The organism is Ferrovibrio terrae (assembly GCF_943372915.1).
GTDB classification, from domain to species: Bacteria; Pseudomonadota; Alphaproteobacteria; order Ferrovibrionales; family Ferrovibrionaceae; genus Ferrovibrio; species Ferrovibrio terrae_A.
Genome location: NZ_CALSAN010000002.1, coordinates 123,013 through 149,390 on the forward strand (window position 1 = coordinate 123,013; position 26,378 = coordinate 149,390).

Annotated in this window: 26 protein-coding genes; 9 read left to right on the forward strand and 17 right to left on the reverse strand. The window is 63.4% G+C overall.

Annotation, left to right across the window (positions count from 1 at the left end; genetic code table 11):
• Window positions 1–27 precede the first annotated feature (27 nt).
• The 3 genes from ugpA to AAG821_RS02090 are packed head-to-tail and all read left to right on the forward strand — an operon-like array spanning window position 28 to window position 2,854.
• Entirely contained in the window at window positions 28–909 is an 882-nt protein-coding gene (gene ugpA / locus AAG821_RS02080; protein ID WP_341896754.1) for a sn-glycerol-3-phosphate ABC transporter permease UgpA, read from the forward strand.
• Window positions 909–1,766 carry a sn-glycerol-3-phosphate ABC transporter permease UgpE gene (ugpE, locus tag AAG821_RS02085; protein WP_341913635.1) on the forward strand — a complete coding sequence of 286 codons (858 nt, stop codon included), beginning with the start codon at window positions 909–911 and terminating at the stop codon, window positions 1,764–1,766. Before ugpA ends, ugpE begins: the two co-directional genes overlap by 1 nt.
• An 8-nt stretch (window positions 1,767–1,774) precedes the next feature.
• The gene (locus AAG821_RS02090) at window positions 1,775–2,854 is read left to right on the forward strand and encodes a sn-glycerol-3-phosphate import ATP-binding protein UgpC (RefSeq protein WP_341913707.1); all 1,080 of its coding nucleotides are present in this window, start codon (window positions 1,775–1,777) and stop codon (window positions 2,852–2,854) included.
• Window positions 2,855–2,888: 34 nt separating this feature from the next.
• Here AAG821_RS02090 and AAG821_RS02095 read toward each other — a convergent pair whose 3' ends face one another.
• Window positions 2,889–3,302, reverse strand: a complete 414-nt coding sequence (locus tag AAG821_RS02095) for a hypothetical protein (RefSeq protein WP_341913637.1) — start codon at window positions 3,300–3,302, stop codon at window positions 2,889–2,891.
• 119 nt (window positions 3,303–3,421) lie between these two features.
• Here AAG821_RS02095 and AAG821_RS02100 point away from each other — a divergent pair, with 119 nt between their 5' ends.
• The gene (locus tag AAG821_RS02100) at window positions 3,422–4,396 is read left to right on the forward strand and encodes an NAD-dependent epimerase/dehydratase family protein (RefSeq protein WP_341913639.1); all 975 of its coding nucleotides are present in this window, start codon (window positions 3,422–3,424) and stop codon (window positions 4,394–4,396) included.
• A gap of 10 nt (window positions 4,397–4,406) precedes the next feature.
• On the forward strand, window positions 4,407–5,531 hold the full coding sequence (locus AAG821_RS02105) for a DegT/DnrJ/EryC1/StrS family aminotransferase (RefSeq protein ID WP_341913641.1): 1,125 nt from the start codon (window positions 4,407–4,409) through the stop codon (window positions 5,529–5,531).
• Here AAG821_RS02105 and AAG821_RS02110 read toward each other — a convergent pair whose 3' ends face one another.
• From AAG821_RS02110 to AAG821_RS02120, 3 genes are read right to left on the reverse strand one after another with little or no spacing between them, the layout of a single operon-like run.
• Window positions 5,532–5,867, reverse strand: a complete 336-nt coding sequence (locus AAG821_RS02110) for an EamA family transporter (protein ID WP_341913643.1) — start codon at window positions 5,865–5,867, stop codon at window positions 5,532–5,534. It abuts the gene before it with no gap.
• The gene (locus AAG821_RS02115) at window positions 5,864–6,874 is read right to left on the reverse strand and encodes a glycosyltransferase family 2 protein (RefSeq protein ID WP_341913645.1); all 1,011 of its coding nucleotides are present in this window, start codon (window positions 6,872–6,874) and stop codon (window positions 5,864–5,866) included. Before AAG821_RS02115 ends, AAG821_RS02110 begins: the two co-directional genes overlap by 4 nt.
• Complete coding sequence (locus tag AAG821_RS02120; RefSeq protein ID WP_341913646.1) at window positions 6,871–7,608, reverse strand: class I SAM-dependent methyltransferase; 738 nt, start codon at window positions 7,606–7,608, stop codon at window positions 6,871–6,873. Before AAG821_RS02120 ends, AAG821_RS02115 begins: the two co-directional genes overlap by 4 nt.
• Window positions 7,609–7,702: 94 nt before the next feature.
• On the opposite strand from AAG821_RS02120, the gene AAG821_RS02125 reads away from it, so the two are divergent.
• The gene (locus tag AAG821_RS02125) at window positions 7,703–9,292 is read left to right on the forward strand and encodes a hypothetical protein (RefSeq protein WP_341913648.1); all 1,590 of its coding nucleotides are present in this window, start codon (window positions 7,703–7,705) and stop codon (window positions 9,290–9,292) included.
• 30 nt (window positions 9,293–9,322) lie between these two features.
• On the opposite strand, the gene AAG821_RS02130 is transcribed toward AAG821_RS02125, so the two are convergent.
• The 7 genes from AAG821_RS02130 to AAG821_RS02160 are packed head-to-tail and all read right to left on the reverse strand — an operon-like array spanning window position 9,323 to window position 15,328.
• A complete protein-coding gene (locus AAG821_RS02130; RefSeq protein ID WP_341896735.1) occupies window positions 9,323–9,694 on the reverse strand; it encodes an iron-sulfur cluster assembly accessory protein in 372 nt (123 codons plus the stop codon).
• Window positions 9,694–10,059: an SUF system Fe-S cluster assembly protein gene (locus AAG821_RS02135; RefSeq protein WP_341913650.1), complete on the reverse strand. Its 366-nt coding sequence runs from the start codon at window positions 10,057–10,059 to the stop codon at window positions 9,694–9,696. Before AAG821_RS02135 ends, AAG821_RS02130 begins: the two co-directional genes overlap by 1 nt.
• Complete coding sequence (locus AAG821_RS02140) at window positions 10,059–11,306, reverse strand: cysteine desulfurase (RefSeq protein ID WP_341913652.1); 1,248 nt, start codon at window positions 11,304–11,306, stop codon at window positions 10,059–10,061. Before AAG821_RS02140 ends, AAG821_RS02135 begins: the two co-directional genes overlap by 1 nt.
• Window positions 11,303–12,607, reverse strand: coding sequence for a Fe-S cluster assembly protein SufD (gene sufD, locus AAG821_RS02145; protein WP_341913654.1), 1,305 nt, complete (start codon window positions 12,605–12,607; stop codon window positions 11,303–11,305). The genes AAG821_RS02140 and sufD overlap by 4 nt, the downstream gene beginning before the upstream one ends.
• A 10-nt stretch (window positions 12,608–12,617) precedes the next feature.
• Window positions 12,618–13,370, reverse strand: a complete 753-nt coding sequence (gene sufC, locus AAG821_RS02150; RefSeq protein ID WP_341913656.1) for a Fe-S cluster assembly ATPase SufC — start codon at window positions 13,368–13,370, stop codon at window positions 12,618–12,620.
• Between the two features lie 17 nt (window positions 13,371–13,387).
• Entirely contained in the window at window positions 13,388–14,845 is a 1,458-nt protein-coding gene (gene sufB, locus AAG821_RS02155) for a Fe-S cluster assembly protein SufB (RefSeq protein ID WP_341913659.1), read from the reverse strand.
• Window positions 14,846–14,863: 18 nt separating this feature from the next.
• Window positions 14,864–15,328, reverse strand: a complete 465-nt coding sequence (locus AAG821_RS02160) for an SUF system Fe-S cluster assembly regulator (RefSeq protein WP_341913660.1) — start codon at window positions 15,326–15,328, stop codon at window positions 14,864–14,866.
• Between the two features lie 215 nt (window positions 15,329–15,543).
• Here AAG821_RS02160 and AAG821_RS02165 point away from each other — a divergent pair, with 215 nt between their 5' ends.
• Together AAG821_RS02165 and AAG821_RS02170 are read left to right on the forward strand one after the other, a co-directional pair.
• The gene (locus AAG821_RS02165) at window positions 15,544–17,250 is read left to right on the forward strand and encodes a tetratricopeptide repeat protein (protein WP_341913662.1); all 1,707 of its coding nucleotides are present in this window, start codon (window positions 15,544–15,546) and stop codon (window positions 17,248–17,250) included.
• Window positions 17,251–17,255: 5 nt separating this feature from the next.
• Window positions 17,256–17,753, forward strand: coding sequence for a flavin reductase family protein (locus tag AAG821_RS02170; RefSeq protein ID WP_341913664.1), 498 nt, complete (start codon window positions 17,256–17,258; stop codon window positions 17,751–17,753).
• Here the strand turns inward: AAG821_RS02170 and AAG821_RS02175 are convergent.
• From AAG821_RS02175 to corA, 3 genes are all read right to left on the reverse strand, one after another.
• Window positions 17,750–18,448 carry a hypothetical protein gene (locus AAG821_RS02175; protein WP_341916204.1) on the reverse strand — a complete coding sequence of 233 codons (699 nt, stop codon included), beginning with the start codon at window positions 18,446–18,448 and terminating at the stop codon, window positions 17,750–17,752. The genes AAG821_RS02170 and AAG821_RS02175 overlap by 4 nt on opposite strands.
• A 92-nt stretch (window positions 18,449–18,540) precedes the next feature.
• A complete protein-coding gene (locus tag AAG821_RS02180) occupies window positions 18,541–20,793 on the reverse strand; it encodes a hypothetical protein (RefSeq protein ID WP_341913668.1) in 2,253 nt (750 codons plus the stop codon).
• Window positions 20,794–20,860: 67 nt separating this feature from the next.
• Entirely contained in the window at window positions 20,861–21,832 is a 972-nt protein-coding gene (gene corA, locus AAG821_RS02185) for a magnesium/cobalt transporter CorA (RefSeq protein ID WP_341913670.1), read from the reverse strand.
• 303 nt (window positions 21,833–22,135) lie between these two features.
• Here corA and AAG821_RS02190 point away from each other — a divergent pair, with 303 nt between their 5' ends.
• Window positions 22,136–22,663, forward strand: coding sequence for a hypothetical protein (locus AAG821_RS02190; protein ID WP_341913672.1), 528 nt, complete (start codon window positions 22,136–22,138; stop codon window positions 22,661–22,663).
• Between the two features lie 3 nt (window positions 22,664–22,666).
• Here the strand turns inward: AAG821_RS02190 and AAG821_RS02195 are convergent, their stop codons facing one another.
• From AAG821_RS02195 to AAG821_RS02205, 3 genes are all read right to left on the reverse strand, one after another.
• On the reverse strand, window positions 22,667–23,368 hold the full coding sequence (locus AAG821_RS02195; RefSeq protein ID WP_341913674.1) for a hypothetical protein: 702 nt from the start codon (window positions 23,366–23,368) through the stop codon (window positions 22,667–22,669).
• Window positions 23,369–23,518: 150 nt separating this feature from the next.
• Window positions 23,519–25,315 carry an SLC13 family permease gene (locus tag AAG821_RS02200; RefSeq protein WP_341913676.1) on the reverse strand — a complete coding sequence of 599 codons (1,797 nt, stop codon included), beginning with the start codon at window positions 25,313–25,315 and terminating at the stop codon, window positions 23,519–23,521.
• A gap of 94 nt (window positions 25,316–25,409) precedes the next feature.
• Entirely contained in the window at window positions 25,410–26,369 is a 960-nt protein-coding gene (locus AAG821_RS02205) for a hypothetical protein (protein WP_341913677.1), read from the reverse strand.
• Window positions 26,370–26,378 lie beyond the last annotated feature (9 nt).

The following is a 26,378-nucleotide window of genomic DNA, read 5'->3' on the forward strand; positions in this document are numbered from 1 at the left end:
AGGGCGCGGGCTTTTCTTTGGCGCCCCATGGAAAAACGAGTCGTCTTTCATAATCGCTATCTGCCCTATCTGCTGATTGCACCGCAGATCGCGATTACCATTGTCTTTTTCTTCTGGCCGGCCAGTCAGGCGGTCGTGCAGTCGGTGCTGCGCGAGGACGCTTTCGGCACCAGCAGCTATTTCGTCGGGATGGAGAATTTCATCATCCTGTTCGAGGACGAGTATTATCTCAACTCCTTCAAGATCACGGCACTGTTCAGCACGCTGGTCACCACGATCGGCCTGTCGCTGTCGCTGCTGCTGGCCGTCACGGCCGACCGCCTGGTGCGCGGCACCACCGCCTACAAGACCCTGCTGATCTGGCCCTATGCCGTAGCGCCCGCTGTGGCCGGTGCGCTCTGGGGCTTCGTCTTCCTGCCCGGACCGGGCATCTTCGCCTGGCTGCTGCTGCAGGCCGGCGTCGACTGGAACTTCCACCTCAACGGCAACCAGGCGATGTTCGTCGTCGTCGTCGCCGCGACCTGGAAGCAGATTTCCTACAACTTCCTGTTCTTCCTCGCCGGCCTGCAGTCGATCCCGAAATCGCTGATCGAGGCAGCCGCCATCGATGGCGCCGGCCCGATCCGCCGCTTCTGGACTATCGTTTTCCCGCTGCTGTCACCCACCTTGTTCTTCCTCGTTGTCGTCAACGTGGTCTATGCCTTCTTCGAGACCTTCGGCGTGATCCATTCGTTGACTCGCGGCGGGCCGGCCAAGAGCACCGAAATCCTGGTCTACAAGGTGTGGTATGACGGCTTCGAGGCGCAGGATCTTGGCGGTTCGGCCGCGCAGTCGGTGATCCTGATGGCCATCGTGATCGGCCTGACCGTGATCCAGTTCCGTTACATCGAGCGCAAGGTTCACTACTGATGATCGAGCGCCGTCCCGTTGCCAATGCCTTTGGTCACCTGATGCTGGTGGCGATGATCATCATCGTCGCCTTCCCGATCTACCTGGCCATCATCGCCGCATCGCACACGATCCAGGATGTGTCGCAGACACCGATGCCGCTGCTGCCCGGCGCCGAGCTGCTGACCAACACCGCGCGCGCGCTGTTCGATGGTCCGCAGCTGGTGGGTGTCAGTGGCGCGACACCGGCCATCGTGCTGATGATGAACAGCCTGATCATGGCGATCGCGATCGCCGTGGGCAAAATCATCATCTCGCTGCTGTCGGCGTTTGCGATTGTCTATTTCCGCTTCCCGCTGAAGAATTTCTTCTTCTGGATGATCTTCATCACCCTGATGCTGCCGGTCGAGGTGCGTATCATCCCGACCTACAAGATCGTCGCCGATCTGGGGCTGCTGGATACCTATACCGGACTGGTGCTGCCACTGATCGCATCGGCCACCGCCACCTTCCTGTTCCGCCAGTTCTTCATGACGGTACCGGACGAGCTGGTGGAGGCTGCCCGCATTGATGGCGCCGGCCCCATGCGTTTCTTCTGGGACATCCTGGTGCCGCTGACCCGCACCAGCATCGCCGCCATGTTCGTGATCCAGTTCATCTATGGCTGGAACCAGTATCTGTGGCCCCTGCTGATCGCGTCTGACTACAAATACCAGACCATCGTGCTGGCCATCGGCCGCCTGATCCGCGCGCCCGACGCCTTCTATGAATGGCCGGTGATCATGGGCATGGCCGTGTTGGCCCTGCTGCCGCCGGTGGCCGTCGTTGTGCTGATGCAGCGCTGGTTCGTCAAAGGTCTTGTTGAAACGGAAAAGTGAGCGCCCTCATGGCGAAGGTGACGCTGAAAAGCGTAAAAAAGAATTACGGCCCGGTGAAGGCCATCCATGGCGTCGACATGGAGATCAAGGATGGCGAGTTCATCGTCATCGTCGGCCCATCCGGCTGCGGCAAGTCCACCCTGCTGCGCATGATCGCCGGCCTGGAAGCGATCAGCGAGGGCGAGATCGTGATCGGCGACCGTGTGGTCAATGACATCGAACCGGCTGACCGCGATATCGCCATGGTGTTCCAGAATTATGCGCTCTATCCGCATATGAGCGTGTACCAGAATATGTCCTACGGCCTGCGCATCCGCGGCATGGACAAGGCGGATATCGAGAAACGCGTGCAGCGCGCCGCCGAAATCCTGCAGCTGCAGCCCTATCTGCAGCGCAAGCCGCGCGAACTATCGGGCGGTCAGCGCCAGCGCGTGGCCATGGGCCGTGCCATCGTGCGCGAACCCAGCGTCTTCCTGTTTGACGAGCCGCTCAGCAACCTGGATGCCAAGCTGCGTGTGCAGATGCGGCTGGAGATCAAGCGCCTGCATCAGCAGCTCGGCGTTACCTCGATCTACGTCACCCACGACCAGGTCGAGGCGATGACGCTGGCCGACCGCCTCGTGGTGATGAACCAGGGGCGCGCCGACCAGGTCGGTTCACCCTTCGATGTCTATGGCAAGCCCGCCACCACCTATGTCGGCGGCTTCATCGGCTCGCCGGCAATGAATTTCCTGAAATGCCGCGTCGAGACCGGCAATGGCGGCCCCAAGGCCGTGCTGGCCGACGGCACCGCCCTGATGCTGCCCGCCGAATGGAACCCGCCGGCTGGCACCTATACACTGGGCATCCGGCCGGAAACCATGCGTATTGCCCGCCCCGGCGAGACGGTGCAGCTGGTCCTCAGCGTCGATGTGGCCGAAGAGCTGGGCGCCGACACCCTTCTGCATGGCAAGCTCGGCGGCGAAGACCTGGTCGCACGCGTGCCCAGCCATGCCGGCTTCCACGATAACTCCAAGCCGGGCCTGGTCGTCGACATCGCCCGCGCGCATTTGTTCGATCCCGAAAGCGGCATGCGGATCATACTGTAAAGCGGCCTGCCGACGCTGGCCTGGTAGATGTGATCTAGTAGAGCTGAATCGTCCCGAGATAGGAGCCTGAAGCGTTCAGGTTCGGACGCGCTTCCTCTGCCGTGCGGCTGAGCGCCGCACAGCTGTAGGTCAGCCGTACCGGCGCCGACAGTGAACAAGAATACAGGTCGGTCTGGTTATAAAACGGCTGCGGATCGGCACAGTGCTTCTGCACCAGGGCGCGGATCTGCTCCGGCTTGTGGCTCAGCCGGTTGTAGCAGAGCGAGAAATACGGCCGGCCAGTCTGCGCATCATTGACTGTCGGCAGCAGGCCCAGCTCGAATTTGGAGGCATCGCCCGGCTGTGCACGCCCCAGCATGTAAGGCTCGCTGCCCACAACGCCGCAGCCGCCGAGCAGAAGCAGCAGGCCGGCAAGGGCGGGCCACGAGAATGTCAGCGTCTTGTCCATGGCGGTACTTTGCCGCGCCCTCTTCGTAACGGCAAGCCCGACCCTGACAAAACCGCCCTATTTCGGGCATAATTGCCTGCGGGAATGGCCGGACAGGCCAAAGCAATGTTGGAGATGTGATGTCGTGGCGCGGCAAGTCGGTGATCGTCACCGGCGGTATGGGTTTCATCGGGTCCAACCTGGTCCGTCGCCTGGTCGACTCCGGCGCCGCTGTCACGGTGATCGACCGCATGCTGGCGCAGTATGGCGCCAACCCGTTCAACCTCTCGGGCCTGCAGCTGCCTGAGCTGATCGAGGCCGATATCGGTGCCGAGGCGGCGATCTTCGAGGCAATTGGCAAGGCCCAGGTGATCTTCAACTTCGCCGGCCAGACCTCGCATATGGATTCGATGAAGCAGCCGCTGGAAGACCTGCGGCTGAACCAGGAAGCCAACCTGCGTTTCCTTGAACTGGTGCGGCGGGTCAACCCGCAGGTGCGCCTGATCTTCAGTTCGACCCGGCAGTTCTACGGCCCGCCGAAATACCTGCCGGTCGACGAGAAGCATCCGATCGCACCGCCCGATATCAACGGCATCCATAAATACGCCGCCGAGTCCTATCATATGCTGTATGCCCGGGTGCATGGCATGCGCACCACCGCACTGCGCCTGACCAATGTGTTCGGCCCGCGCATGCGCATCCGCGATGCCAAGCAGACCTTCCTCGGCATCTGGATCCGCCATGTCATCGAGAACAGCCGCTTCGAGGTCTGGGGCGGGGAACAGAAGCGCGATTTCACCTATGTCGAGGACATGGTGGATGCGGCGCTGATCGCCGCCGAGACCGAGAGCACCATCGGCGAAATCTACAATATCGGCGGCTGCCCGCCGATGTCGCTGCTGGAACTGGCGGAACTGCTGATCAGGATCGGTGGCAGCGGCGGCTTCGACCGCAAGGAATTCCCCGCCGAGCGCAAGAAGATCGATATCGGCGACTATGTGGCCGACGACACCGCCTTCCGCGCCGCCACCGGCTGGCAGCCGCGTACTGCGCTGGCCGACGGCCTGCAAAAGACCCTCGACTTCTATCGCGCCAACGCATCGCATTACCTGTGAGACACAGACGATGATTCCGCAGACCAATCCCAAAGCCGCCTACCTCGCCCAGCGCGAGGCCATCGATGCCGCGATCCGCCGCGTGCTGGAGACCGGCTGGTACATCCAGGGCGAGGAAGTGGCGGCCTTCGAGCGTGATTTTGCCGCCTATACCGGCAGCGTGCACGCCGTGGCCTGCGCCAGCGGCACCGATGCGCTGATCCTGGCCCTGCGCGGCCTTGGCATCGGGCCCGGCGACGCGGTCATCACCGTCTCGCATACCGCCGTGGCCACCGTGGCGGCCATCGAACTGGCCGGTGCAACCCCGGTGCTGGTGGATACCGACGAACACTGGACCATGGCACCGGCTGCCCTGGAGGCCGTGCTGAAGGCCTGGCCGTCCGGCGTGCCCAAGGCCAAGGCGGTGATCCCGGTGCATCTCTATGGCCAGCCGGCGGCGATGGACGAGATCTCGGCGATTGCCGAGCGCCACGGCCTGATCCTGCTGGAAGACAACGCCCAGGCCCATGGCGCGACGCTGCAGGGCCGCATGGTCGGCCGCTGGGGCAAGGCGGCGGCCTACAGCCTGTATCCGACCAAGAATCTGGGTGCCATCGGTGATGGTGGCATCATCACCACCGACGATGCCGGTGTGGCCGAAACCCTGCGGGCGTTGCGCGAATACGGCTGGCGCGAGCGCTATATCAGCGCCCTTGCCGGCATGAACAGCCGCCTGGACCCGCTGCAGGCCGCCATCCTGCGCGTGAAGCTCACGGCGCTGCCCGCAGATACCGAGCGCCGGCGCGCCATTGCCGCGCGCTACACCGCAGGGCTGGCCGGATTGCCGGGCCTCGGCCTGCCGAAGATCCGCGCCAATGCTGCGCCGGTCTATCATCTCTATGTCGTCGATGCCGGTGCGCGCCGTGACGAGCTGCAGGCCAGGCTGAAGACGGCCGGCGTCGGCACGCTGATCCATTATCCAGTGCCGGTGCATCTGCAGCCGGCCTATCTAGGCAAGATCGCGCTGGGCCCCGGCGGCCTGCCCAACACGGAGCGGGCGGCGAAAAGCGTGCTCAGCCTGCCGTTGTTCCCGCAACTGCCCGATGCCGATGTGGATACCGTGATCGGCGCCGTGAAGGCGGCCTGGGCGGCGTGATTACGCCGTTCGCGTGATCAGGAAGACGCCGACGCAGACCAGGGCGATACCGGCCAGCTTGGACGGGGTGAGCGCCTCGCCGTAGAGCCAGAAGCCGAGCAGCGCGACCAGCACATAGGACAGTGATACGCTGGGGAAGGCGATCGAGACCGGGATCTTGCGCAGGGCGTACATGTAGCAGAGCGCGGCAGCGAAATAGAGGCCGAGACCGATGATCGACTGCGGCGCCAGGAATTGCTGCAGCAGGGTTTCGCCGCTGGCGCCGGATTTCAGCAGGATCTGCCCGGCGACACCGAGCAGCACGCCGACACCCAGCGCGACATAGAACCAGGTCATGACTGCGGCTCCACCGGCATGGCGCGCGCATTGCGCTCGACATCGCGCACGACAAACTGCGGCTTGCGATTGACGGTGAGGAACAGCCGGCCGAGATATTCGCCGACCAGGCCCAGCATGATGAGCTGCACGCCGGCGAGCAGCAGGATCGCCGCCATCACCGAGGCATAACCCTGTGGCGTGCGGCCACTGATCGCCTCGACCAGGATCACCAGGAAGGCCAGCAGGCCCAGTGCGGCCATGACAAAGCCGACCAGCGTGCCGATGCGCAGCGGCATCACCGAGAAATTCAGGAACATCGACATGAACAGCCGCACCAGGCGGCGGATCGTGTAGTTGCTGCGCCCCTCGGCGCGCGCCAGATGCTGCACCTGCAGCCGGCCGATATTCTGCGTCACCTGCATGATCAGGCCATCCACATAGGGGAACGGCCCGGTATGGATCAGGATGGTGCGGGCGACGAAAGCGCTCATGCAGCGGAAGCTGGAAAGATACAGGCCCTTGGGCTTGTCGAGCAGGTGATCGGCGCACCAGTTGGTGAAACGGCTGCCGAGATTGCGCCAGGCCGCATGCTGCTTGTCGGCATAGTAGGTATAGACGACGTCGAAGGCGTTTTCCTTGGCATAGCGCCACAGCCGCACCACTTCCTCTGGCGGGTTCTGCAGGTCGTCGTCCATGTTGATGATGTAGTCGCCACGAGCATGACTGAGGCCTGCCATCACCGCGTTATGTTCGCCGAAATTGCGGGCCAGATTGACGACGGTGAGCGCCACGGCATTCTTGCGGCACAGCTCGCGGCAGACCTCCAGCGAATTGTCAGGGCTGCAGTCGTTGACCAGCACGATCTCCAGCCCGCCGGGGACCTCCAGCTGGGCCAGCGCCTCGACCAGGGTAGGCACGCTGGTGGCGCCGTTATAGACCGGCACGACAATCGAAAGGGCAAAGAGCGGCTTGGGCGCCAACGTGGTGTCGGTCATGGTCTCGCCGGGCATGGTCTGCGGCCTCATGGTTTTCTTGCCTCGATCCAGACCGAGCCACCGAATGGCAGCCGCAATCCGGCGCGGTCGAGTTGCCGTTCCAGCGCCGTCACGGCGAAGAACAGCCGGTCCTGCCAGGCTGGAAACGGCCGCACATCGCTGCCTTCATCGCTGGCGGTGCGGGCCATCAGCCGGTGCAGCAGCATTAGCGGAAACAGCAGGCTGTTCCAATAGCTGCCCGTCACCGCCGTAAACCCGGCCGCCGCCACCCGCGCCCGTGCCTGCCCGGCGGTGTAGCGGCGGGCATTATGGACATGGGCATCATGGGCCGACGCCATCCACTGGTAGGCCGGCAGGTTGAGCAGCAGCCGGCCACCCGGCTGCAGGCAGCGGTGGAACTCGGCCAGGGCGGCCGCCTCGTCCACGCCGGCATGGCACAGCACATCGGCACTCACCACCACATCGAAGGCGCCATCGGCATAGGGCATGGCATTGACCGAGCCGACCTGGATGGCAAGGCCGGTCTTCTCCCGGGCCACGGCAGCCGCCTCGGCATCGAATTCCAGGCCATGCAGGGCGAGGCTGGTGCGCATGGAAGACAAACAGACCAGCAGGCCGCCGGTGCCGCAGCCGGCGTCCAGCAGCCTGGCGCCGGCCGGCAGCCCGAGCCGCTGCAGCCGAGCCTCCATGCGGGCATGCAGGGCGCGATACCACCACATGGTCGCCTCCAACATCGCCATCCGGTGGTATTCAACCCGTTCCATGCGCGCTTACCGGTTTTCCATTTGATTTCTATGTAAGTGAATGATTTACCAAGGCGACCCTAGGTTAGGCCAGTCCAGATTGCCAACAACCGAGATGAACAAGACCCTCAGCCCTCAAGATGCCGCGCTGCGCCGCGGATGGGACTGGCCGCGCCTGCTGCACGGCCTGGTGCTGGCGGTCTGTACCCTCTGGCTGGTGGGCTATTTCTTCCCCCCGATCAATCACGATACCGCGGTCCTGCTTTACATTTCCAAGGCCTGGCTGGCGGGCAGCCGGCTGTATGTCGATGCCATCGATATCAACACCCCGCTGGTCTTCGTTGTCCACCTGCTGCCCGAGGCGATCGCCAAGCTGACCGGCATCCAGGGCACCACCATTCTGGTCGCCCTGCTCGGTCTGGGTATTGCCGGCTCGTTCATCACCTGTCGCAAGGTGCTGGCCGCCAGCCTGGACCCGGCCCATGCCACCGCCGACGCCCTGCTGCCGCTGCTGCTGCTGTTCCTTCTGATCGTCTATCCCAACAACATGTTTGCCCAGCGCGAGCACATGATGCTGGTGCTGGCGATGCCCTATCTTCTGGTGGCCAGCGGGCGAGCCGATGGCGAGCAACTGTCGACACGGCTGAAGATCGCCACTGGCATCATGGCCGGCATCGGCTTTGCGATGAAGCCGTATTTCCTCGGTATCCCGCTGTTCGTCGAATTGTATGTCGCGAGCCAGCTGACCCTGCGCCGCAGCCTGGCCGACCCCTCGCCCTGGGCGGTTTTTGCCATCTGCGTCGCCCATGGGCTGTTTGCCATCATTGTCACGCCGGAATACTTCACCATCGCCCTGCCGCTGGCCCGCGCCTTCTACAGCGAAGTCAGCCAGTGGAGCATGGTTGACCTGGCGATCAGCGCCAATCTCGGCCCGCCCACCTTCATCCTGCCGCTGCTCGGCATCACCGCCTTTGTGGCGGTGCGCTCGCATATGGCCCGGATCATCTTCCTGGCCGGTGTCGGCGGTCTGGTCTCAGCCTATGCCCAGGGCAAGGGCTGGCCCTACCATGCCCTGCCGGCCCAGGCCTTCACCCTGCTGCTGGTAGGCGTGATCATCGCTCATGTCATGGACCACGTGGTCTGGCCCAAGCGCCGCGACACCCGCCCGGCCAAGCTGTTTGCCGCAGCCCTGATGCTGCTGGTGTTCTATCAGGAAGGCCTGCACAGCCGGCCGTTCTTCAAGCAGCTGGAATACAAGGGATCAGACCTGCAGCGACTGATGCATGTGGTGAAACAGGAGGCGCGCAACGACAGGATGCTGGTGCTATCGCCCGGCATCTATCCGATGTTCCCGCTGCTGAACTATCTCAACATGAAGATGACGATGCGGTTCGAGAGCATGTGGCTGCTGCAGGGCGCCTATTCCGGCTGCCAGGAATTCGCGCCGCTCTATAATTCGCCGGACACGATGAGCCGGGCCGAGGAATTCGTCTTCCGCAGCGTGGCCGAGGATTTCTACAAGAAGAAACCGTCGCTGCTGATCGTCGACAATGTGCCCGGCATTCCACGCTGCCAGGGCGAGGCCTTCAATTATCTGGATTATTTCTCGCGCAATCCGCTGTTTGCCAAGCGCTTCGAGGACTACGACCGCGCGCTCGATCTGGATCGCTACACGATTTACCGCCGGCGCGACGGCCTCAAGTGAGGCATCGCGCCCTCTAATGGCAAATCCCGCTTAAACGTGGAAGCTTTCGCCGCAGCCGCAGCGGCCCTTTTCATTGGGATTGCGGAACACGAAGCCGGACTGCAGCTTGTCTTCCTCCCAGTCGATCTCGGTGCCGAAGATGTACATCTGCGCCTTGGCTTCGATCAGGACGGTGACGCCCTTGTCCTCCACCACCTCGTCGAACTTTTCCTTCTCGGTGGCATACTGGATGTCGTAGGAGAAGCCCGAACAGCCCTTGGTCTTGATGGCGATGCGCAGGCCAAGCACCGGCTTGTCTGACTGCGCGATCAGCGTGCGCACGCGTTCCGCCGCGGCATCGGTCAGCGTGACCGGCTTGAAGGCCGGCCGGGCCGTTGCTGTCGTGGTTTCGGTCGTCGACATCACATCACACCCAGTTCAAGCCGGGCCGCCTCGGACATATGTTCCGGGCCCCACGGCGGATCCCATACCACATCGACAGTCACCTCGCCGACTCCGGCCAGGGAGCGGGTCTTCTGCTCCACCTCGGCAGGCATCGACTGGGCGGCCGGACAGTTCGGCGAGGTCAGCGTCATGTCGATCTGGACATCCCGCGCCTCGTTCACCTCGACACTGTATATAAGGCCCAATTCGTAAATGTTAACCGGTATTTCAGGGTCGAAAACGGTCTTGATTGCCTCGATCACCTGCTCGCGCAGCTCATCGGGGGTCCCGGCCGCCTGATTCTGGCCCACTTCCGCCTTGTTTTCCGTATCTGACGACGACATCAGCCGAAAATCTCCCTGACCCGCCGCAGACCGGCGCAAAGCGCATCGATCTCGGCCCGCGTGTTGTACATCCCGAAACTGGCCCGCACCGTGGCCGGCACGCCAAAGCGTTCCATCAGCGGATGGGCGCAATGCTGGCCAACCCGCACCGCGATACCCTCACGGTCCAGGATAGTGCCGATATCGTGCGGGTGAATGCCTTCCAGCACAAAAGAGATCACCCCGGCCTTGTGCGCGGCCGTGCCGATGATGCGCAGCGAGTTGATCGCCGACAGCTTTTCCATCGCATAGGCCGTCAGGTCCGCCTCATGCGCTGCAATCGCCTCCAGCCCGATGGACTGCACATAGTCGATGGCAGCCCCCAGGCCCACGGCTTCGACGAAGGCCGGCGTGCCGGCCTCGAAGCGGTGCGGAATGTCGTTGTATTCGGTCTTCTCGAAACTGACCGACAGGATCATGTCGCCGCCGCCCTGCCAGGGCGGCATGCCTTCCAGGATCTCCGCCTTGGCATAGAGCACGCCGATGCCGGTGGGGCCATAGAGCTTGTGTCCGGTGAAGACGTAGAAGTCGGCATCCAGTGCCTTCACATCCACCGGCATATGCTGCACGGCCTGGCTGCCGTCGATCAGCACCTTGACGCCCTTCTCATGGGCGATGCGGATCACATCGGCCACCGGCAGGATGGTGCCCAGCGTGTTGGAGACATGGGCCAGCGCGATCAGTTTCGTCTTCGGGCCAATCAGCTTGACGAACTCGTCCAAGATCAGCTCGCCGCGATCATTGATCGGCGCCACTTTCAGCACGACACCATACCGCTCGCCCAGAATCTGCCAGGGCACGATATTGGCGTGATGCTCCAGATGGGTGATCAACACCTCATCGCCGGCCTTCAGATTCTTCCAGCCCCAGCTGTGGGCCACCAGGTTGATCGCCTCGGTGGCGTTGCGGGTGAAGACAATCTCGCGAACATCCCGGGTGCCGATAAAATGCGCGATCTTCTCGCGTGCCTTCTCATAGGCATCCGTCGCCTGCTGGCTCAAGGCATAGATGCCGCGATGCACATTGGCGTAGGTATGCTCATACATCTGCGTCATCGCATCAATGACGGCACGTGGCTTCTGCGCGCTGGCGCCGCTGTCCAGGAAAACCAGCGGCTTGCCATAGACCTTTTCCGACAGGATCGGGAAATCGGCGCGGATACGCTCAATATCGAAACCCGTCTGCTTGGTCTTCGGAAGCGCGCTCATGCAGCAACTCCCTTTTCGGCCAGCCAGGCTTCGACAAAGCTCTCGACATGGTCGCGCAGCGCGCCTTCGGGCACGGCCGATACCACTTCATGGGCAAAGCCGCTGAGCAACAGGCGGCGTGCTTCATGGGCGGGAATGCCGCGCGTCTGCATATAGAACATCTGCTGCGCATCGACATCGCCGATGGACGCACCATGGCTGCACTTCACATCGTCGGCGAGGATTTCCAGCTCCGGCTTGGTGTCGATCTGGGCGCGATCGGCCAGCAGCAGGGTGCGGCTGAGTTGTTGCGCATCGGTCTTCTGCGCATGGGGCGCGACCCGGATGCCGCCCTGAAACACCGCATGCCCTTCATCATCCACCACATGCTTGAACAGCTGGTTGCTGCGGCATTCGGGCACCGCATGATGCAGGAACAGCGTGTGATCGAGATGCGCCTTGCCGCGCGCCAGCACCAGCCCCTGGATATCGGCCGTGGCATTGCCGCCGGCAAAAGCGACATGCAGTTCATGGCGGGCCAGCGCCGCGCCAGCCTGTACCGACACATGGGCATAATGCGCGCCGGCGCCAATCGAAACCCGGCCCAACGCGGCATGATAGGCCGCAGGATTCTCGCCCTGCAGCCGGATATGGGTCAGCCTGGCACCCTCGCCCACGGCAACATGGGCAAACACATTGCTCCAGCCTGGCTGCGCCACGCCACCATCGCGGTAGCTTTCCACCACTGTCGCCTGCGCGTTGCGGCCCAGCCGGATCAGGTGGCGCAGGTTGACCAGTGCCGGCGTACCGAAGTTCAGAATCTCGACCGGGCGATCCAGCTGCACGCCATCGGCCAGCAGCAGCACCACGCCGTCGCTGGCCAGGGCCGCATTCAGCTCGCTGAGAGAGATCGCGCGATCATTACCAGCCGCAACCAGTGCGTCCTGCACCGCGTCGCCGGCCTGGCTGAGCGGCAGCAGCATCACACCTTGCGGCAGGTCGCCGATCTTCGAGACAGCCGCATCGAAACGGCCATTGATGAAAACCAGCCGGTGGCTATCGGCGGTCAGGGCGGCGGCCTTCAGGCGGGCGGCATCGACACCACCGTCATTGGCCGGCAGCGACCAGTTCTGGCGCTCCAGCGCATTCAGGCCGGTGAATTTCCAGCTTTCCAGCTTGTGGTTCGGCAGACCAAGACGCCGGAAAGCCTCCAGCGCGGCATCGCGACGCGCAGCCACGGCCGGGGTTTTTGCACCGGGCAGGCCGCCGGCCGCGGCGCGATAGGCAACGGCGAGCTGTTCGACAAAGGGCAAGGCGGACATCGCTCAGACCTCAGGCCGCATCGGCAGCAATGACATCGGCATAGCCCTTGGCCTCGAGTTCGAGGGCCAGCTCCTTGCCGCCGGTCTTGATGATGCGCCCCTTGGACAGCACATGCACCACATCGGGCACGATGTAATCCAGCAGGCGCTGGTAATGCGTGATGACCAGGGCCGAACGCTCCGGGCTGCGCAGCGCATTGACGCCTTCGGCCACGATCTTCAGTGCATCGATATCCAGGCCGGAATCGGTTTCGTCCAGAATGGCCAGCGTGGGTTCCAGCATCAGAATCTGGAACACCTCGTTGCGCTTCTTCTCGCCGCCCGAAAAGCCCATGTTGACGGCGCGCTGCAGGAACTTCTCGTCCATCTGCAGCTGCTTCATCTTCGCCTTGGCAGTCTTCAGGAAGGTCATGGCGTCCATGTCGGCCAGGCCCTTGTGCTTGCGCACGGCATTGACCGCCGACCGCAGGAAGGTGGCATTGGCGACGCCGGGAATCTCGACGGGGTACTGGAAAGCGAGGAACAGGCCGTCGCGGGCGCGCTCTTCCGGCTCCAGGCCGAGCAGGCTGCGGCCGTGGAACAGGATGTCGCCCTTGGTGACCTCATAACCGTCGCGGCCGGCCAGCACATAGGACAGCGTCGATTTGCCAGAGCCATTCGGGCCCATGATGGCATGGACTTCGCCGGGATTGATGGTCAGGTTGATGCCGCGGAGGATATCCTTGCCATCAACGGTGGCGTGCAGGTTCTTGATCTCAAGCATGGGGCAATCCTTAAACCTTAACCGACCGAGCCTTCGAGGCTGACACCGAGCAGCTTCTGGGCTTCGACCGCGAATTCCATCGGCAGCTTCTGCAGCACTTCCTTGCAGAAACCGTTGACGATGGTGGATACCGCGTCTTCCTCCGACAGACCGCGCTGGCGGCAGTAGAACAGCTGGTCGTCGGAGATGCGCGAGGTGGTGGCTTCATGCTCGACCTTGGCCGAGCGGTTCTTCACTTCGATATAGGGCACGGTATGGCCGCCGCAGCGGTCGCCGATCAGCAGGCTGTCGCATTGCGAATAGTTGCGCGCGCCAGCCGCACCCGGCATCACCCGCACCAGGCCGCGATAGGTGTTCTGTGCCTTGCCGGCCGAGATACCCTTGGAAATGATCGTGGACTTGGTGTTCTTGCCCATATGGATCATCTTGGTGCCGGTATCGGCCTGCTGGGCATTGTTGGCGACTGCGACCGAGTAGAACTCGCCGACGCTGTCATCGCCCTGCAGGATCACCGACGGATATTTCCAGGTGATCGCCGAGCCGGTTTCCACCTGGGTCCAGCTGATCTTCGACCGCGCGCCGCGGCAGGCGCCGCGCTTGGTGACGAAATTGTAGATGCCGCCCTTGCCGTTCTTGTCGCCCGGATACCAGTTCTGCACCGTCGCATAGCGGATTTCGGCATCTTCCATGCAGACCAGTTCGACCACGGCGGCATGCAGCTGGTTGTCGTCGCGCATCGGCGCGGTGCAGCCTTCCAGATACGAGACGTAGGCGCCCTTGTCGCAGATCAGCAGCGTGCGCTCGAACTGGCCGGTCTTGGCCTCGTTGATGCGGAAATAGGTGGAAAGCTCCATCGGACAGCGCACGCCGGGCGGCACATAGACAAAGGAGCCATCGGAGAAGACGGCGGAATTCAGCGTGGCATAGAAGTTGTCGGTGACCGGCACGACCGAGCCCAGATACTTCTGCACCAGTTCGGGATGCTCGCGCACCGCTTCCGACATCGAGCAGAAGATGATGCCCATATCCTTCAGCTTGTCCTTGAAGGTGGTGGCAACCGAGACACTATCGAACACGGCATCCACCGCTACGCCGGCGAGGATCTCGCGTTCCTTCAGCGGGATGCCAAGCTTCTCGTAGGTTGCCAGCAACTCCGGATCGACCTCATCCATGCTCTGCAGTTTTTTCTTCGGTGCAGAATAGTAATGGATGTCCTGGAAATCGATTTCCGGGTAGCTGACCTTGGCCCAGCCCGGCTCGCCCTTTTCCTTGGCCATGCGCAGCCAGGCCTTATAGGCCCGCAGGCGCCAGTCCAGCATCCACTGCGGCTCGCCCTTCTTGGCCGAGATGAAGCGGACGGTGTCTTCGCTCAGGCCCTTGGGCAGCAGCTCGGATTCGATGTCGGTGACGAAACCATACTTGTAGTCGCCGGCCAGGCCTTCGACGGTTTCGATGGTTTGGGCATTGGCAGCCATGGGGCAGTGGCTCCGGGTTTAAGCGTTGGGCGCCGGCGCATCGGCGCGCGGCGGCAGGGGGCCGAGGAAATCAAAGGCGGGCCGCGACAGCTCGGCCAAAGTCACGCCTTCCAGCGCGCTGCGGATCGCCGTGTTGATGCGGTTGATGCCACGCCGCGAGACACAGAGGTTTTCACGGTCGCAGGCGCTGGGCTGGTGATGGTCCGAACACTGGGTTAGCGCGATCGGGCCATCCAGCGCCGTGATGATCGAGGCCACCGTGATCTGCTCCGGCGCTGCAGCCAGGCGGTAGCCGCCATGGGCGCCGCGATGGGATACCAGCAGGCCGTGCCTGGCCAGCTTGGCCATGATCTTGGCCACCGTGGGGCCAGGCAGACCGGTGGCGGCAGCGGCATCGGCGGCATTATGCACGCCAGCCGGCTCGGCAGCGGCATAGGCCATGACCATGACGCCGTAATCGGCCAGGCGGCTCAGGCGCAACATGTTGCAAATCCTTCGCAATTAGCAATCCGGACCAGTTCGGTCCGATTGGACGGCGGCAAATAAGACCAATTTGGTCTTGATTGCAAGATGATTTCGGATCGCTGGAAGTCAAGCCGGTTAAACCGGGTCTTAAGGGGTTGGGGCGCAATGGTTAATATTGGGGTCGAATCGAGGGCAGTGGCGTGAATCGGAAGCAGCGGCGGGCACAGGAAAAGATGGCCGGGAAACCGGCGGCGGGCGGGGCTGCGGCCCAGTCCCCGGCAGCAGCGGCGATTCCGCTCACCATCGCCGCTCCCTCGGCCGAGGTGCAGCGCGAGGCCAACAAGTTCAACGACCAGGCCCTGCAGGCCCATGCCGCCGGCCGCAGCGACGAAGCGCTCAGCCTGCTGCGCATGGCGATCACGCTCAATCCGGGCCAGCCGCTGTATCACAACAATCTGGGCGAACTGCTGCGCCTGCAGGGCCAGACCGATCTGGCGATGGCCAGTCTGGACGAGGCGATCCGGCTCAATCCCAAATATGCCGAAGCGCACAGCAACCGCGGCAATCTGCTGCGCCAGCTCGGCCGCGGCGAGGAGGCCGCCACAGAATATCGCGCTGCGCTGAAGCTGAAGCCTGACTATGCCGATGCGATGAGCAACCTGGGTGCCGTGCTGATCGACCGGCAGGACTTTGCCGGCGCAGCCGAAGTGCTGAAGAAAGCGGCCAGGCTCAGCCCCGACATGGGTATGATCCATCGCAATCTCGGCCTGGCGCTGACCGGGCTGCAGGACATGGCCGGCGCCGAAACCGCTTACAAGGCAAGCCTGGTCGCCAAATACAAACCACCCGGTGATACCGCCGAAGTCTGCCTGCTGCTTGGTGACATCGCACGGCTGCGCAATGATCTGGACAGTGCGCGGCAGTGGTATGAGCGCGGCTGGAACGAACGGCCGGGCTATGGCGAGGCGCATAACCGCTATGCCGTGTCGCTGATGGTTGATGGCCGCTATCGCGAGGCCTGGCCGCATTTCGAGGCGCGCTGGAGCCTGGCTGACACCGATGTCGACAAGCGTCCCTTCACCCAGCCCTTCTGGAAGGGCGAGGCGCTGGCACCGGGGCAAAATCTGCTGCTGTTCACCGAACAGGGCGTGGGTGAATCGCTGGTGCTGTGGAGCCTGCTGCCCGAACTGCTGGCGCGCGGCATCACGCCGATCGTGGAATGCGACCCGCGCATGATCCCGATCCTGGAGCGCAGCTTCCCCGGCATCGAAGCCTATGGCCGCGCCAACCCGCCGCATCCACGCTTCAGTGCGCCCGATCTGGCGATGCAGGCCACCCTGTTCGATCTCGCCCGTGTCTTCCGCCAGTCGCCGGCCGACTGTACTGGCGCCTTGCCGATCCGCGCCGATATCGCCCGCACCGCGGCCCTGCGCACGCAGTATCGGGCTGGCAGCGATGCGCCATTGATCGGCATTGCCTGGCACAGTGCGAGCCCGAAGCTGGGGGCGCCGAAATCGGCCCTGCTGACCGACCTGGCCGCCTTCCTCACCCTGCCCGGCCTGCGCTTTGTCGACCTGCAATACGGCGACCGCGCAGAAGACCGCGCGGCCCTGAAAAAAGCCCATGACGTGGATGTGATCGCCGATCCGGCCATCAACCAGATGAAGGATCTGGATGCCTTTGCCGCCCAGGTGGCGGCCATGGACATGGTGATCTCGACTAGCAATACCACCGCGCATATGGCGGCGGCATTGGGCAAACCCACGCTGGTGCTGCTACATCACGGCATTTCGCCGCACTGGTACTGGACCCGCAATGGCGAGACCACGCCGTGGTATCCGACCGCCCGCCTGCTGCGTCAGCCCGCCGCCGGCGACTGGCACAGCCTGGCCGAAACCGTGGCGGCAGAATTGAAGCTGCGCTTCCCCTCCGCTAAATGAAGGGGATGGACAACAGCCTCAACACCACCTTCCGGGCCGCCATGCGACGCATGGCTGCCACCGTGACCGTCATTTCCACCACGGCGGAGAACGGCGCGCGCCACGGCATGACGGCCACGGCCGTCACCTCGGTCTCGGCCGATCCACCGGCCGTGCTGGCCTGCGTCAACCGCTCGGCCGCACTGCATGCCCAGCTCGGCCTTGGCCGCCGGCTCTGCATCAACCTGCTGCATTGCAGCCAGCAACGCCTCTCAGAAGTGTTTGCCGGCGCGCTGGAGGGCGAGATCCGCTTCACCGAGGGCGACTGGCTGAGCAATGCTGAGGGCGTGCCCTATCTGGCCGATGCCCAGGCGAATATCTTTTGCGAGGTCGAGGCGCTGCATGCCTATGGCACGCATTCGGTGTGCATCAGCCGGGTGACTCATGCGGTATGTCGCCCCGATGTGGCACCGCTGGTCTACCAGGACGGCACCTACATGTGCACAGGGCCGCTGACACCTTAGGTATAAAGCGCCACCGTCTTGATCAGGCGGCGGAACTCGTTCACCACCTGACGTTCGACCTTTTCATTCAGCGCCACCGTGCTTTTCAGCTTGCGGGGCCGCAGCGGCACACTGGATGCCAGCGGCGCTGCCGCCATGGCGGCAGGGCGGGGCTGCGGCCGCAGGATCGGTTGCGGGGCCGGTGCACGGCGCGGCAGTGCCATCACCTTGGCAGCCGGCCGCGTCGCCAGCGGTGCAAGCTTCAGCTTCGGATGCTCCTTGAAACCTGCCGAAGCATAGACGGCGATGTGAGCGCGACCGTCATGCTCTTCCTCGATCAGCAGCAGGGTGGGGAAACGCGCAGCCAGCAATGCAAAGGTTTCGTCGGCCAGGAAGGATGGCTCAGGGATTGCACACCAGCGGCGCTGCGCCTCGAAACCGAGCGGGCGGTTATGGGCGCGATAGAGGCGGCCGAGATGATCGGCGAACCCCGGATCCTTGTGGAACACCAGAACGAACTGGCGATGCAGGTCGGCCGGGCTATGGCGGCGGCAGACCAGCAGGGCCAGCTCATCGGGCCGCGCACCCAGCGCCGCAGCGGCACCGAAGAATCCGAGTACGGTGCCCGCAGCACGGACATCCTGGGTCAGGAAACCCAGACGATCGGCATGGCGCAGCGTGCCGATGGGATTGAAGAAGCGCGGGTTAAGGGTCATAGCCTGTCTCTGGGCAATATCTTAGCCGCCTCCCGGCCCAGAGTCTTGCCCCGCCTTGGTTAACCAAGCCGCCCTAATCGACTCTTAACGGGTCAGCCCCCGTTGAACAGCCTGGCCCACCAGCCATAGCGCCAGCCAGCGATGGCGATCCCGGCCAGCACGCCAAGCAGCAGATACAGGCCCCAGGGCTGCGGCTTCTCGGCATAGGGGTCGGTCAGCGCCCGCTCCGCACCAGGCGGCAGTTTGGCCAGATGCGTGAGGCTGCCACCGAAAGGAATGTTGATCAGCGCGCGCGCATTCACCGCCCAGCCATTGGCATCCAGCAGCGGGCCGAGATTGCGCTGGCGAAGCTTCATCGCCGCGATGATCATCGACGGACCCGAGACGATCAGCACCGCACCGATGATGGCGAGCGGAATCTGCCACCAGGCCAGATTGAGAAAACCGGTAACGACGGAGGCGAGCGCGGTGCCGATGGCACCGATCGCCAGGCCGATGGCGGCAAAGATACCGGCGAACTTGCCGGCATCGAAAGCCTGCTGCTGGGCAGCAGGTGTTGGCGGGGCGGGCTGCCCGGCTATCGCCTGGGTGCCGGTCTGCAGCAGCTGCGTCGTCATCTGCTGTTCGCTTGCCTTGGACCGTGCGGTGGCAAACTTCTCGATCTGATCGCCGGCAAATTTTCCGACCTTCTTGAACGGCAGCCAGAATGCTTCACCGATCGAGATCGGGTGACTGACGATCTTGATGATCACCGCATCCCAGTCATTGCCGTCATGATCATAAAACACGCCATTGCGGCCGACCATCAGCTGGTCGGCATCGCCGGCGGTAACGGCGGCGGCAATCACCAGCTTCTCGCCAGTCGGCTTGCCATCCGGGCCCCGTCGCGTGCACTCGCAATACAGCAGATAGATGCGGCTGAGCGATGCCAATGTGGCATGCTTGGCCGGATCGTCCACGGCGATGCAAAGATCGCAGGAGCGGCCATCGATATACAGGGTGCCGACCTGGAAGATCGCCCGGCCGCGCCGGGTGTAGAAATCCTTGAAGGCGACGAAATTGTTGAGCAGTGGCACCAGATCGCGCACATAGCGCGCCAGCGTCTCGACCGAGGCGATGGCCTCGAATTCCGGCGCCAGCGCCGTATCGGCGGCAATCAGGGCATTGATCTTCTGCTGCACATTGTTCTGCCTGATCGCACGCAGGCGGGTGATGCCCAATGGCTCGACCAGAGCGCCAGCCTTGCGCTTGAGCCAGTCCATTGCCGGCGCCAGTCGCGCCTGCATGTCACGCCAGTCGGCCTCGCTCAACGCATCGCGACCACCGCCCAGCAACGGCGTCACGGCAGCATCGCGCAGCCGCGCCACTTCCGTGGACCAGGCCGGATTGACTCCCCCCATTGTGATGCCCTGGCCAAGCGGCAATGGGCGCTCGGCCGCGACGCGCGCCAGCGGAAACGCCGAGACCGCCGCCGCACCAGCCGACAGGTCGGTATCGGCAATCGCGGCGAAATCCTTGTCATCGGCATTGAGCGCGACACCGGCCACCGGATCGAAGGCGGCTAGCCGGCAGCGGAAGAAATAGTCATCCAGCTTGGCCGACAGCTTCTGTGCCGCCTCGACCGCTGGCAGTGTGCCTTCGCCCAGCGGCAGGATTTCCGGTTTGGCGAGCGCTTCGTCCCACCAGGCAAGATAGGCATCCAGCGCAGCAAAAAAGGTGTCGGCTTCTTCCTGGCCGAGACCGGCCTCGCCGCCGCGATCGGGCTTCTGGCCCACCAGCTTCATGATCTCCGCCATCACAGCGGCCGTTTCAGTATCCGTTCCGGCTGCCGATGGCGGCACGATGCCATCGCCGTTCAGCTGCGTCTTGCCGAAGATGCGGCTGACATCGGCAGCTTCGGCCGGGCTGATCGCTGCGAGATCGGCTTTGCCGATATTGGTCAGGATGCGCCTGGCCGAGGCAAGAATGCGCGCGCCTTCCTCATGGCGGTCATTGATCAGGCTGAGCGGCAGTTCGCCATGGCCGGCGAATAGCGCATCGGCGTCGCGCACCATGCGGCAGGTCCAGTTCACGGCGGCCAGCAATTCCGGCGCGCGGATGCGGCCGTCCTTGTCGGCATCGATCAGTTCGAGCGTGCGACGGTCGAAATCAATGCCCTTGGTCGGGCAGCTGAGTGCCAGCCAGAGCTTCTGGTCGAGCTGGGAGAGATGCCTGAGGTCTTCGCCGGTTTCGAGCCGCAGCTGGTCGAAACCGCCGGCGCGGAAAAACCGCCAGCGATGCGGATTCCGCTGCTGTGGGCGCCCGGCAGTTTCTGTTCCGCTCTGGTCGGTTTGCGCCTCGGCCATGGAGCCCTCCCCGGCATTCAATGGAAGTGCAGGATATAACTCGATTTTCCGGCTGCCAATGGCCGGTTCACAGCCAGCCGCTGCGGCGGAAGCGCCAATACAGCAGGCTGCAGAGACCGGCGATCCCTGCCAGCACCAGTGGATAGCCATAGATCCAGTGCAGTTCCGGCATATGGTCGAAATTCATGCCGTAGATGCCGGCAACGGCGGTCGGGACCGCCAGGATCGCGGCCCAGGCCGCCAGTTGCCGCACGACATCATTCTGCCGCGTATTGGCCAGCAGGATTTCCGCCTCGAAGGCCGCCGCCGCCGCATCGCGCAGATCGGTGATCGCCTCGGCGACCCGCTGCACATGGTCATGCACGTCGGCGAAATAGGGCCGGATTTCTGCCGGCATCAGCGACTGATCCAGTCGGTTGAGGCGGTTACAGACCTCCAGCAGCGGCAGCACGGTGCCGCGCATACCCAGCAGCTGGCGACGCAGGTGATACAGCCGTTCGATAGTTTTTCGGTCGAACGTTTCATCCAGCACATGGGTTTCGATTTCGGTCAATTCGGCCTGAACATCATCGATGACCGGGAAGAAATTATCGGTCACGAAATCCATGATCGCATGCAGCGCCGCCGCCTCGCCCAGTTTCAGCATGTCGGGCCGGCTTTCCAGCCTGGTCCGGACCTCCGCATAGGATGACGACGCGCCATGCCGGACCGAAATCACATAGCCCTTGCCGACAAAAATATGCGTCTCGCCATATTCCGGCTCGCCCTCGACCAGCCGAACTGTGCGCAGCACCACGAACAGGCTGTCGCCATAGATATCCAGCTTGGGCCGCTGGTGCGCGCGCTCGGCATCCTCCACCGCCAGCGGATGCAGGCCGAATTGCTGCTGCAGGATTTGCAGGGCGCGCGGTTCGGGCTCATGCAATCCGATCCAGATGAAATCAGCCTCTGACGGCAGTGCCGTTCCACAGGCCTCGAAAGGCACATCGGCCAGCCGCCTGCCATTGCCGTAAGCCGCACAGGCGATCACGCCCTTCATCGATACCTCCTCGTTGACTGTCCGGGCCGATGCTACCGCGCATGCCCGGCCGGAACACGCCTTGGCGACCCGGTAACCGGCCGGGAAACCACGATTCCGCGGGGACGCGGATTACCAGGCTATTCACCCTGGCTGGCGACAGGAAGACATAGCCAAATGAATACCTTACCGGCTTTTAAGGGATCTGCGGATTGCAGCCGGTGGGCGATAAAGACAAGCTGCGGGTATGCAACTCCTGCGTACCATGCCGCAAGTTTCACACCTCCGCCGACCGGCCCGTCCCGGCCAGACTGCGGGGGCAGCATGCTGACCCCAAGCCAGAAACTGGTGCTCTCAGCCAGCCCGAATGCCACGGTGGAAATCTACACCAATGAAATCCGGCATGTGGCGCGTACCAACCCCAAAACCGGCATGGCACTGTCGCTGTTCCGGCAGAGCGAGCAATCCCGGCAGGGAGCGACGCGATTCCTGAACAACTGCCGCACGCTGTTCGACCCCGATCCGGCCCATATGGTTGATTGCGTGGACAGCGATCCCAACGACTTCATGATGCTGAGCTATATCCCGCACAGCTTCGCCATGGACGGCGAGCGCTGCGAGGGCCAGAGGATGCGAGAGATCTCCTCGCCGCTTGCCCTGCTCGTCGCCATGCACACCTATCCCCTGGTGAAACAGCGCGCGGAGCCATGCTTCTTCACGGTCTCAATGACCGAGCGCGTCTATCATCGCGCGATGTTCCCCTTCCCCGCCGAACCGAATGGCGCGGTAGCCGCCATCGTCACCCTGGTCGAACCAATCCTGCATCTGCGTCGTCTGTCCGACCTGCACTGATCGTCAGGCTGCCTTGCGGACCTTTTCGGTGCCGAAGGCCTGAATCCCCGTTGCAATCTGTCCCAGCATGCCGGCACGCGAGATATGCGTGGTGAACATGCGGCTGGTGCGCCCGACCGGCTGTAGGAATCCTTCCAGCGAAGGATCGACGCGTTCGTATTCGTAGCCATCCATCCGCACCGGCAGGCCAGACTGCTTCAGGCCCTCGAAAACAATGCCGCAATGATGGTCGACAGCAAAGCTAGCCACGGAGCGGGCCCGCACCAGATGCGTCAGATAATAGGGCAGATGGCGACCGCGATGATCGGGGTGCACCCAGAGGCCGCCGTGATGGCCGATCTCGCCGCGGTAATCCTGCGCAAGCGGATGCACGATACGCGGCGGTGCCAGCGGCGTGAGGTATTCCGACCAGATGCGATTGGACTTTAGCAATGCAATCCAGCCATCGGGCGCAAAGAAGCGGCGGAAGGCAATGCAGGCTGCCGGCCGGTCGTCATGCATCACGCGCAACCAGTAGGATCCATCGGCAGGCGACAAGGCATGATGGCGCGGATCGAAGGTTGGATTGACGCCGGCATTCTTCGGCGCAGCAGCAATGAAACGAACCCAGTCACCCATATCGGGCTCGATGAAGATGCTGAAACCGCCCTGTTCCAGTGCGGCGACGATGGTCTGGATGTAGGAATCCACGGATGTGGCTGACATGGCAGCGCTTCCTTCTGTTCGATGAGGATCGCGCCGCGCCCCTGGCAAATCAGCTGGCCAGCGCGCATCAGACATACATCCGGCCTGGTTAAAAATCCGGGGACAGGCCGCCACAGACGGAAGGCTGCATTACAATGTATTCAAACGTGACTAAGGCTGCAGCGGCCAGACCAGCGGAACCAGCAGCGTGCCGACCAGCAGCACCAGACATGACAGGGGCAAACCGAGCCGCGCATAGTCGCCAAAGCGATACCCGCCCGGCCCCATCACCAGGGTGTTGCACTGATGGCCGATGGGAGTGAGGAAGTCACAGGCTGCACCCAGGGCCACCGCCATCAGGAAAGGATCGGGATTGAGGCCAAGCTTCTGCGCAAGGCTGGCGCCGATCGGAGCCATGATCAATACCGTGGCGGCATTGTTCAGGAAGGGGGTCAGCAGCATGGCCGTGCCCATGACCAGTGTGATCGCGCCCACTGGCGGCAGGGCACCGGCAGCCACGGCCAGGCCGCCGGCGATCAGTTCGGCGCCACCGGTGCTGCTGATCGCATCGCTGACCGGGATCAGGCAGGCCAGCAGCATGATGATCGGGATATCGATGGCCTCGTAGGCTTCCTTTAGCGTCAGCACCCCGAGCGCCACCATCAGCACGGCGGCGCCGAAGAAGGCCACCGTCACCGGCACCAGCTTGAACGCCACCAGGATCATGGCCAGCGCCAGCAGGGCCAGCGGCAGGTATTCCTGACGCTTGCGGCCAAGGCCGATGGCGCGATCGACCAGCGGCAGACAGCCGAGGTTGCGCAGGGAATCCGCCAGGGTTTCGCTCGGCCCCTGCAGCACCAGCACATCGCCGGTCTGGAAGCGGATCTGGCTCAGACGCTTGTTCAGCGGTTCCCCCGAGCGGCTGATCGCCAGCAGACTCAAGCCTTCATGTTCGCGCAGGCGCAGGCTGCGGGCAGACGCATTCACCATCGGCGAGTCGGCCGTCACCACGGCCTCGACCACTGACACGTCCTTCGGCGGCACGCTGCCCCCCGCTTCGGCCTCGGCTTCGGCCTTCTTGGCCGCATGCAAATCGAGCTTGGCTTCCTCGATCAGCTTGTTCAGCGCATGCGGGTCGCTGCGCAGCACCAGAATATCGTTGGCGAATAACTTCCAATGCCAGGCTGGCGTGTAGCGGCGCTTGTTCTCGCGCACGATAGCCACCACCTCGACATCACCCTCACCCAGCGCCTCCAGGTCGCCGACGGTCTTCTCCAGCAGCATCGACTTCTCGCCGATGCGCACCTCGGTCAGATACGGATCGGTCGCGAAGGCCTGATCGGCCGAGGTGGGCGGCGTGCGGTTAGAGGGCAGCAAACGCCAGCCAAAGGTCAGGAACAGAAAGCCGCAGACGGCAATACCGATACCGACCGGTGCGAAGTCAAACATCTCGAACGGTGCGCCGCTCAGCTCGGCGCGTACGCGGGCGACCAGGATATTCGGCGAAGTGCCGACCAGTGTGACCAGGCCACCGATCAGCGAAGCAAAGGCCATCGGCATCAGCAGCTTGGACACCGAGGTTTGGCTGCGCCGCGCCATCTGGATTGCAATCGGCAGCAGGATAGCCAGCGCGCCGATATTCTTCATGAAGGCCGACAGCACCATGGTGGTAAAGGTGAGTGCCGCCACTTGCCGCGTGGTGGAGGTGAGGAACGGTTCTGCCTTGCGCACCAGGCGGGCAATCACGGTGGACTTGCCGACGCCGGCACTGATCACCAGCGCGGAGGCGACGATCACCACCACCTGGTCACTGAAACCGTCAAAGGCTTTCTCCACCGGCACCACGCCGATGGCGACAGCGACCAGCAGACCGAACAGGGCGACCAGGTCAAAGCGAAAGCGGTTCCAGATGAACAGCGCGACGATGCCGGCGATGAGGCCGAACGATAAAGCTTGCGGAAGTGTCAAAGGGCTACCCCAACTGGTGTGAGCCCATGAAACGGCGCAGCTTGGCCCTGGTTCCATCCCGGCGGTGGAAAACCGCCGGAATCAAATGCAGGCGTTATCGACTCGCCGCATCGCGGAAAGCCTGCGGCGCCTGCGGCCCCCATTGCGAATGCAGGCCGGTGCTTTTCGGGTGCCGGCGGTATTCATGGCTGCTGTTGAGCACATCGGTATCGGTCCAGTGCTCATGCACGCGGCCCCAGGGGTCGCGCCAGTAATCGAAGATCTGCGCACCCAGCGTATGGCGGCCCAGCCCCCAGAGATGCAGGTCGGGGTATTTCTGCATCAGGGTGTCATGGCCGGTGGCGAGATCGTCGATATCCTGCACTTCGAAGGAAATGTGATTGAGGCCGACACTGGCATGGCGGCCGAACATCATCACATGATGATCGACATAGGTCTCGCCGGCATCGACGCGGTTGAAACTGGCCAGCAGCATGGACGGATCATCTTCGGCATGCACATCGTCGGAGGCGACGATGCCGAGATGGCGCTGGGCCCAGGCCACCGATTTCTCGATCTCGGGCGTGCTGATCACGGCATGGCCGATGCGCTTGACCTGCGAGGGCCGGTGACCGACGCGCAGCAGCGCGCCGGGCCGGGCCAGCTTGTCGTAGCCGGCATTCAGGGTATGGGTTTCGACCGGCAGCGGCGCGGCGCCCTCGACGCCCCACACCACCTCCAGCTCCATGCCGTTATGTTCCTTGATCCGCACCCGCTTGCCGCCGCCGGGTTCGTCCAGCGATTCCACCGCCGAGGCGCCGGCGCCTTCCTTTGACAGCTTGTGCAGGTCATCGAGTGAATTCGCCCAGAAGCCGATGCGCAGCACGGCCGGGTCGCCCTTCTCGGTGATATGGATGTGATGCACCGGATCGGTGCCCCGCATGTAGAGCGCCGTGGCCGTGCGTTCGACCCGATGCAGGCCGAAAGTGGTGAGATACTCTTCCTGCAGGTCGAGATCGGGTGAACGCAGGCGGATCCAGGCAATGTCCTTGATGCGGATGATCGGTTCGACCATGTCAGTCCT

Coding starts and splice junctions, on each gene's coding strand:
- AAG821_RS02105 (WP_341913641.1), top strand. CDS start 4,407: ATGATTCCGCAGACCAATCCCAAAGCCGCCTACCTCGCCCAGCGCGAG.
- AAG821_RS02130 (WP_341896735.1), bottom strand. CDS start 9,694: ATGTCGACGACCGAAACCACGACAGCAACGGCCCGGCCGGCCTTCAAG.
- AAG821_RS02135 (WP_341913650.1), bottom strand. CDS start 10,059: ATGTCGTCGTCAGATACGGAAAACAAGGCGGAAGTGGGCCAGAATCAG.
- AAG821_RS02195 (WP_341913674.1), bottom strand. CDS start 23,368: ATGTCAGCCACATCCGTGGATTCCTACATCCAGACCATCGTCGCCGCA.
- AAG821_RS02205 (WP_341913677.1), bottom strand. CDS start 26,369: ATGGTCGAACCGATCATCCGCATCAAGGACATTGCCTGGATCCGCCTG.
- AAG821_RS02180 (WP_341913668.1), bottom strand. CDS start 20,793: ATGGCCGAGGCGCAAACCGACCAGAGCGGAACAGAAACTGCCGGGCGC.
- AAG821_RS02165 (WP_341913662.1), top strand. CDS start 15,544: ATGGCCGGGAAACCGGCGGCGGGCGGGGCTGCGGCCCAGTCCCCGGCA.
- AAG821_RS02125 (WP_341913648.1), top strand. CDS start 7,703: ATGAACAAGACCCTCAGCCCTCAAGATGCCGCGCTGCGCCGCGGATGG.
- AAG821_RS02120 (WP_341913646.1), bottom strand. CDS start 7,608: ATGGAACGGGTTGAATACCACCGGATGGCGATGTTGGAGGCGACCATG.
- ugpA (WP_341896754.1), top strand. CDS start 28: ATGGAAAAACGAGTCGTCTTTCATAATCGCTATCTGCCCTATCTGCTG.
- sufD (WP_341913654.1), bottom strand. CDS start 12,607: ATGTCCGCCTTGCCCTTTGTCGAACAGCTCGCCGTTGCCTATCGCGCC.
- sufB (WP_341913659.1), bottom strand. CDS start 14,845: ATGGCTGCCAATGCCCAAACCATCGAAACCGTCGAAGGCCTGGCCGGC.
- ugpE (WP_341913635.1), top strand. CDS start 909: ATGATCGAGCGCCGTCCCGTTGCCAATGCCTTTGGTCACCTGATGCTG.
- AAG821_RS02190 (WP_341913672.1), top strand. CDS start 22,136: ATGCTGACCCCAAGCCAGAAACTGGTGCTCTCAGCCAGCCCGAATGCC.
- AAG821_RS02110 (WP_341913643.1), bottom strand. CDS start 5,867: ATGACCTGGTTCTATGTCGCGCTGGGTGTCGGCGTGCTGCTCGGTGTC.
- AAG821_RS02170 (WP_341913664.1), top strand. CDS start 17,256: ATGGACAACAGCCTCAACACCACCTTCCGGGCCGCCATGCGACGCATG.
- AAG821_RS02095 (WP_341913637.1), bottom strand. CDS start 3,302: ATGGACAAGACGCTGACATTCTCGTGGCCCGCCCTTGCCGGCCTGCTG.
- AAG821_RS02100 (WP_341913639.1), top strand. CDS start 3,422: ATGTCGTGGCGCGGCAAGTCGGTGATCGTCACCGGCGGTATGGGTTTC.
- AAG821_RS02140 (WP_341913652.1), bottom strand. CDS start 11,306: ATGAGCGCGCTTCCGAAGACCAAGCAGACGGGTTTCGATATTGAGCGT.
- sufC (WP_341913656.1), bottom strand. CDS start 13,370: ATGCTTGAGATCAAGAACCTGCACGCCACCGTTGATGGCAAGGATATC.
- AAG821_RS02175 (WP_341916204.1), bottom strand. CDS start 18,448: ATGACCCTTAACCCGCGCTTCTTCAATCCCATCGGCACGCTGCGCCAT.
- AAG821_RS02090 (WP_341913707.1), top strand. CDS start 1,775: ATGGCGAAGGTGACGCTGAAAAGCGTAAAAAAGAATTACGGCCCGGTG.
- corA (WP_341913670.1), bottom strand. CDS start 21,832: ATGAAGGGCGTGATCGCCTGTGCGGCTTACGGCAATGGCAGGCGGCTG.
- AAG821_RS02160 (WP_341913660.1), bottom strand. CDS start 15,328: ATGTTGCGCCTGAGCCGCCTGGCCGATTACGGCGTCATGGTCATGGCC.
- AAG821_RS02115 (WP_341913645.1), bottom strand. CDS start 6,874: ATGAGGCCGCAGACCATGCCCGGCGAGACCATGACCGACACCACGTTG.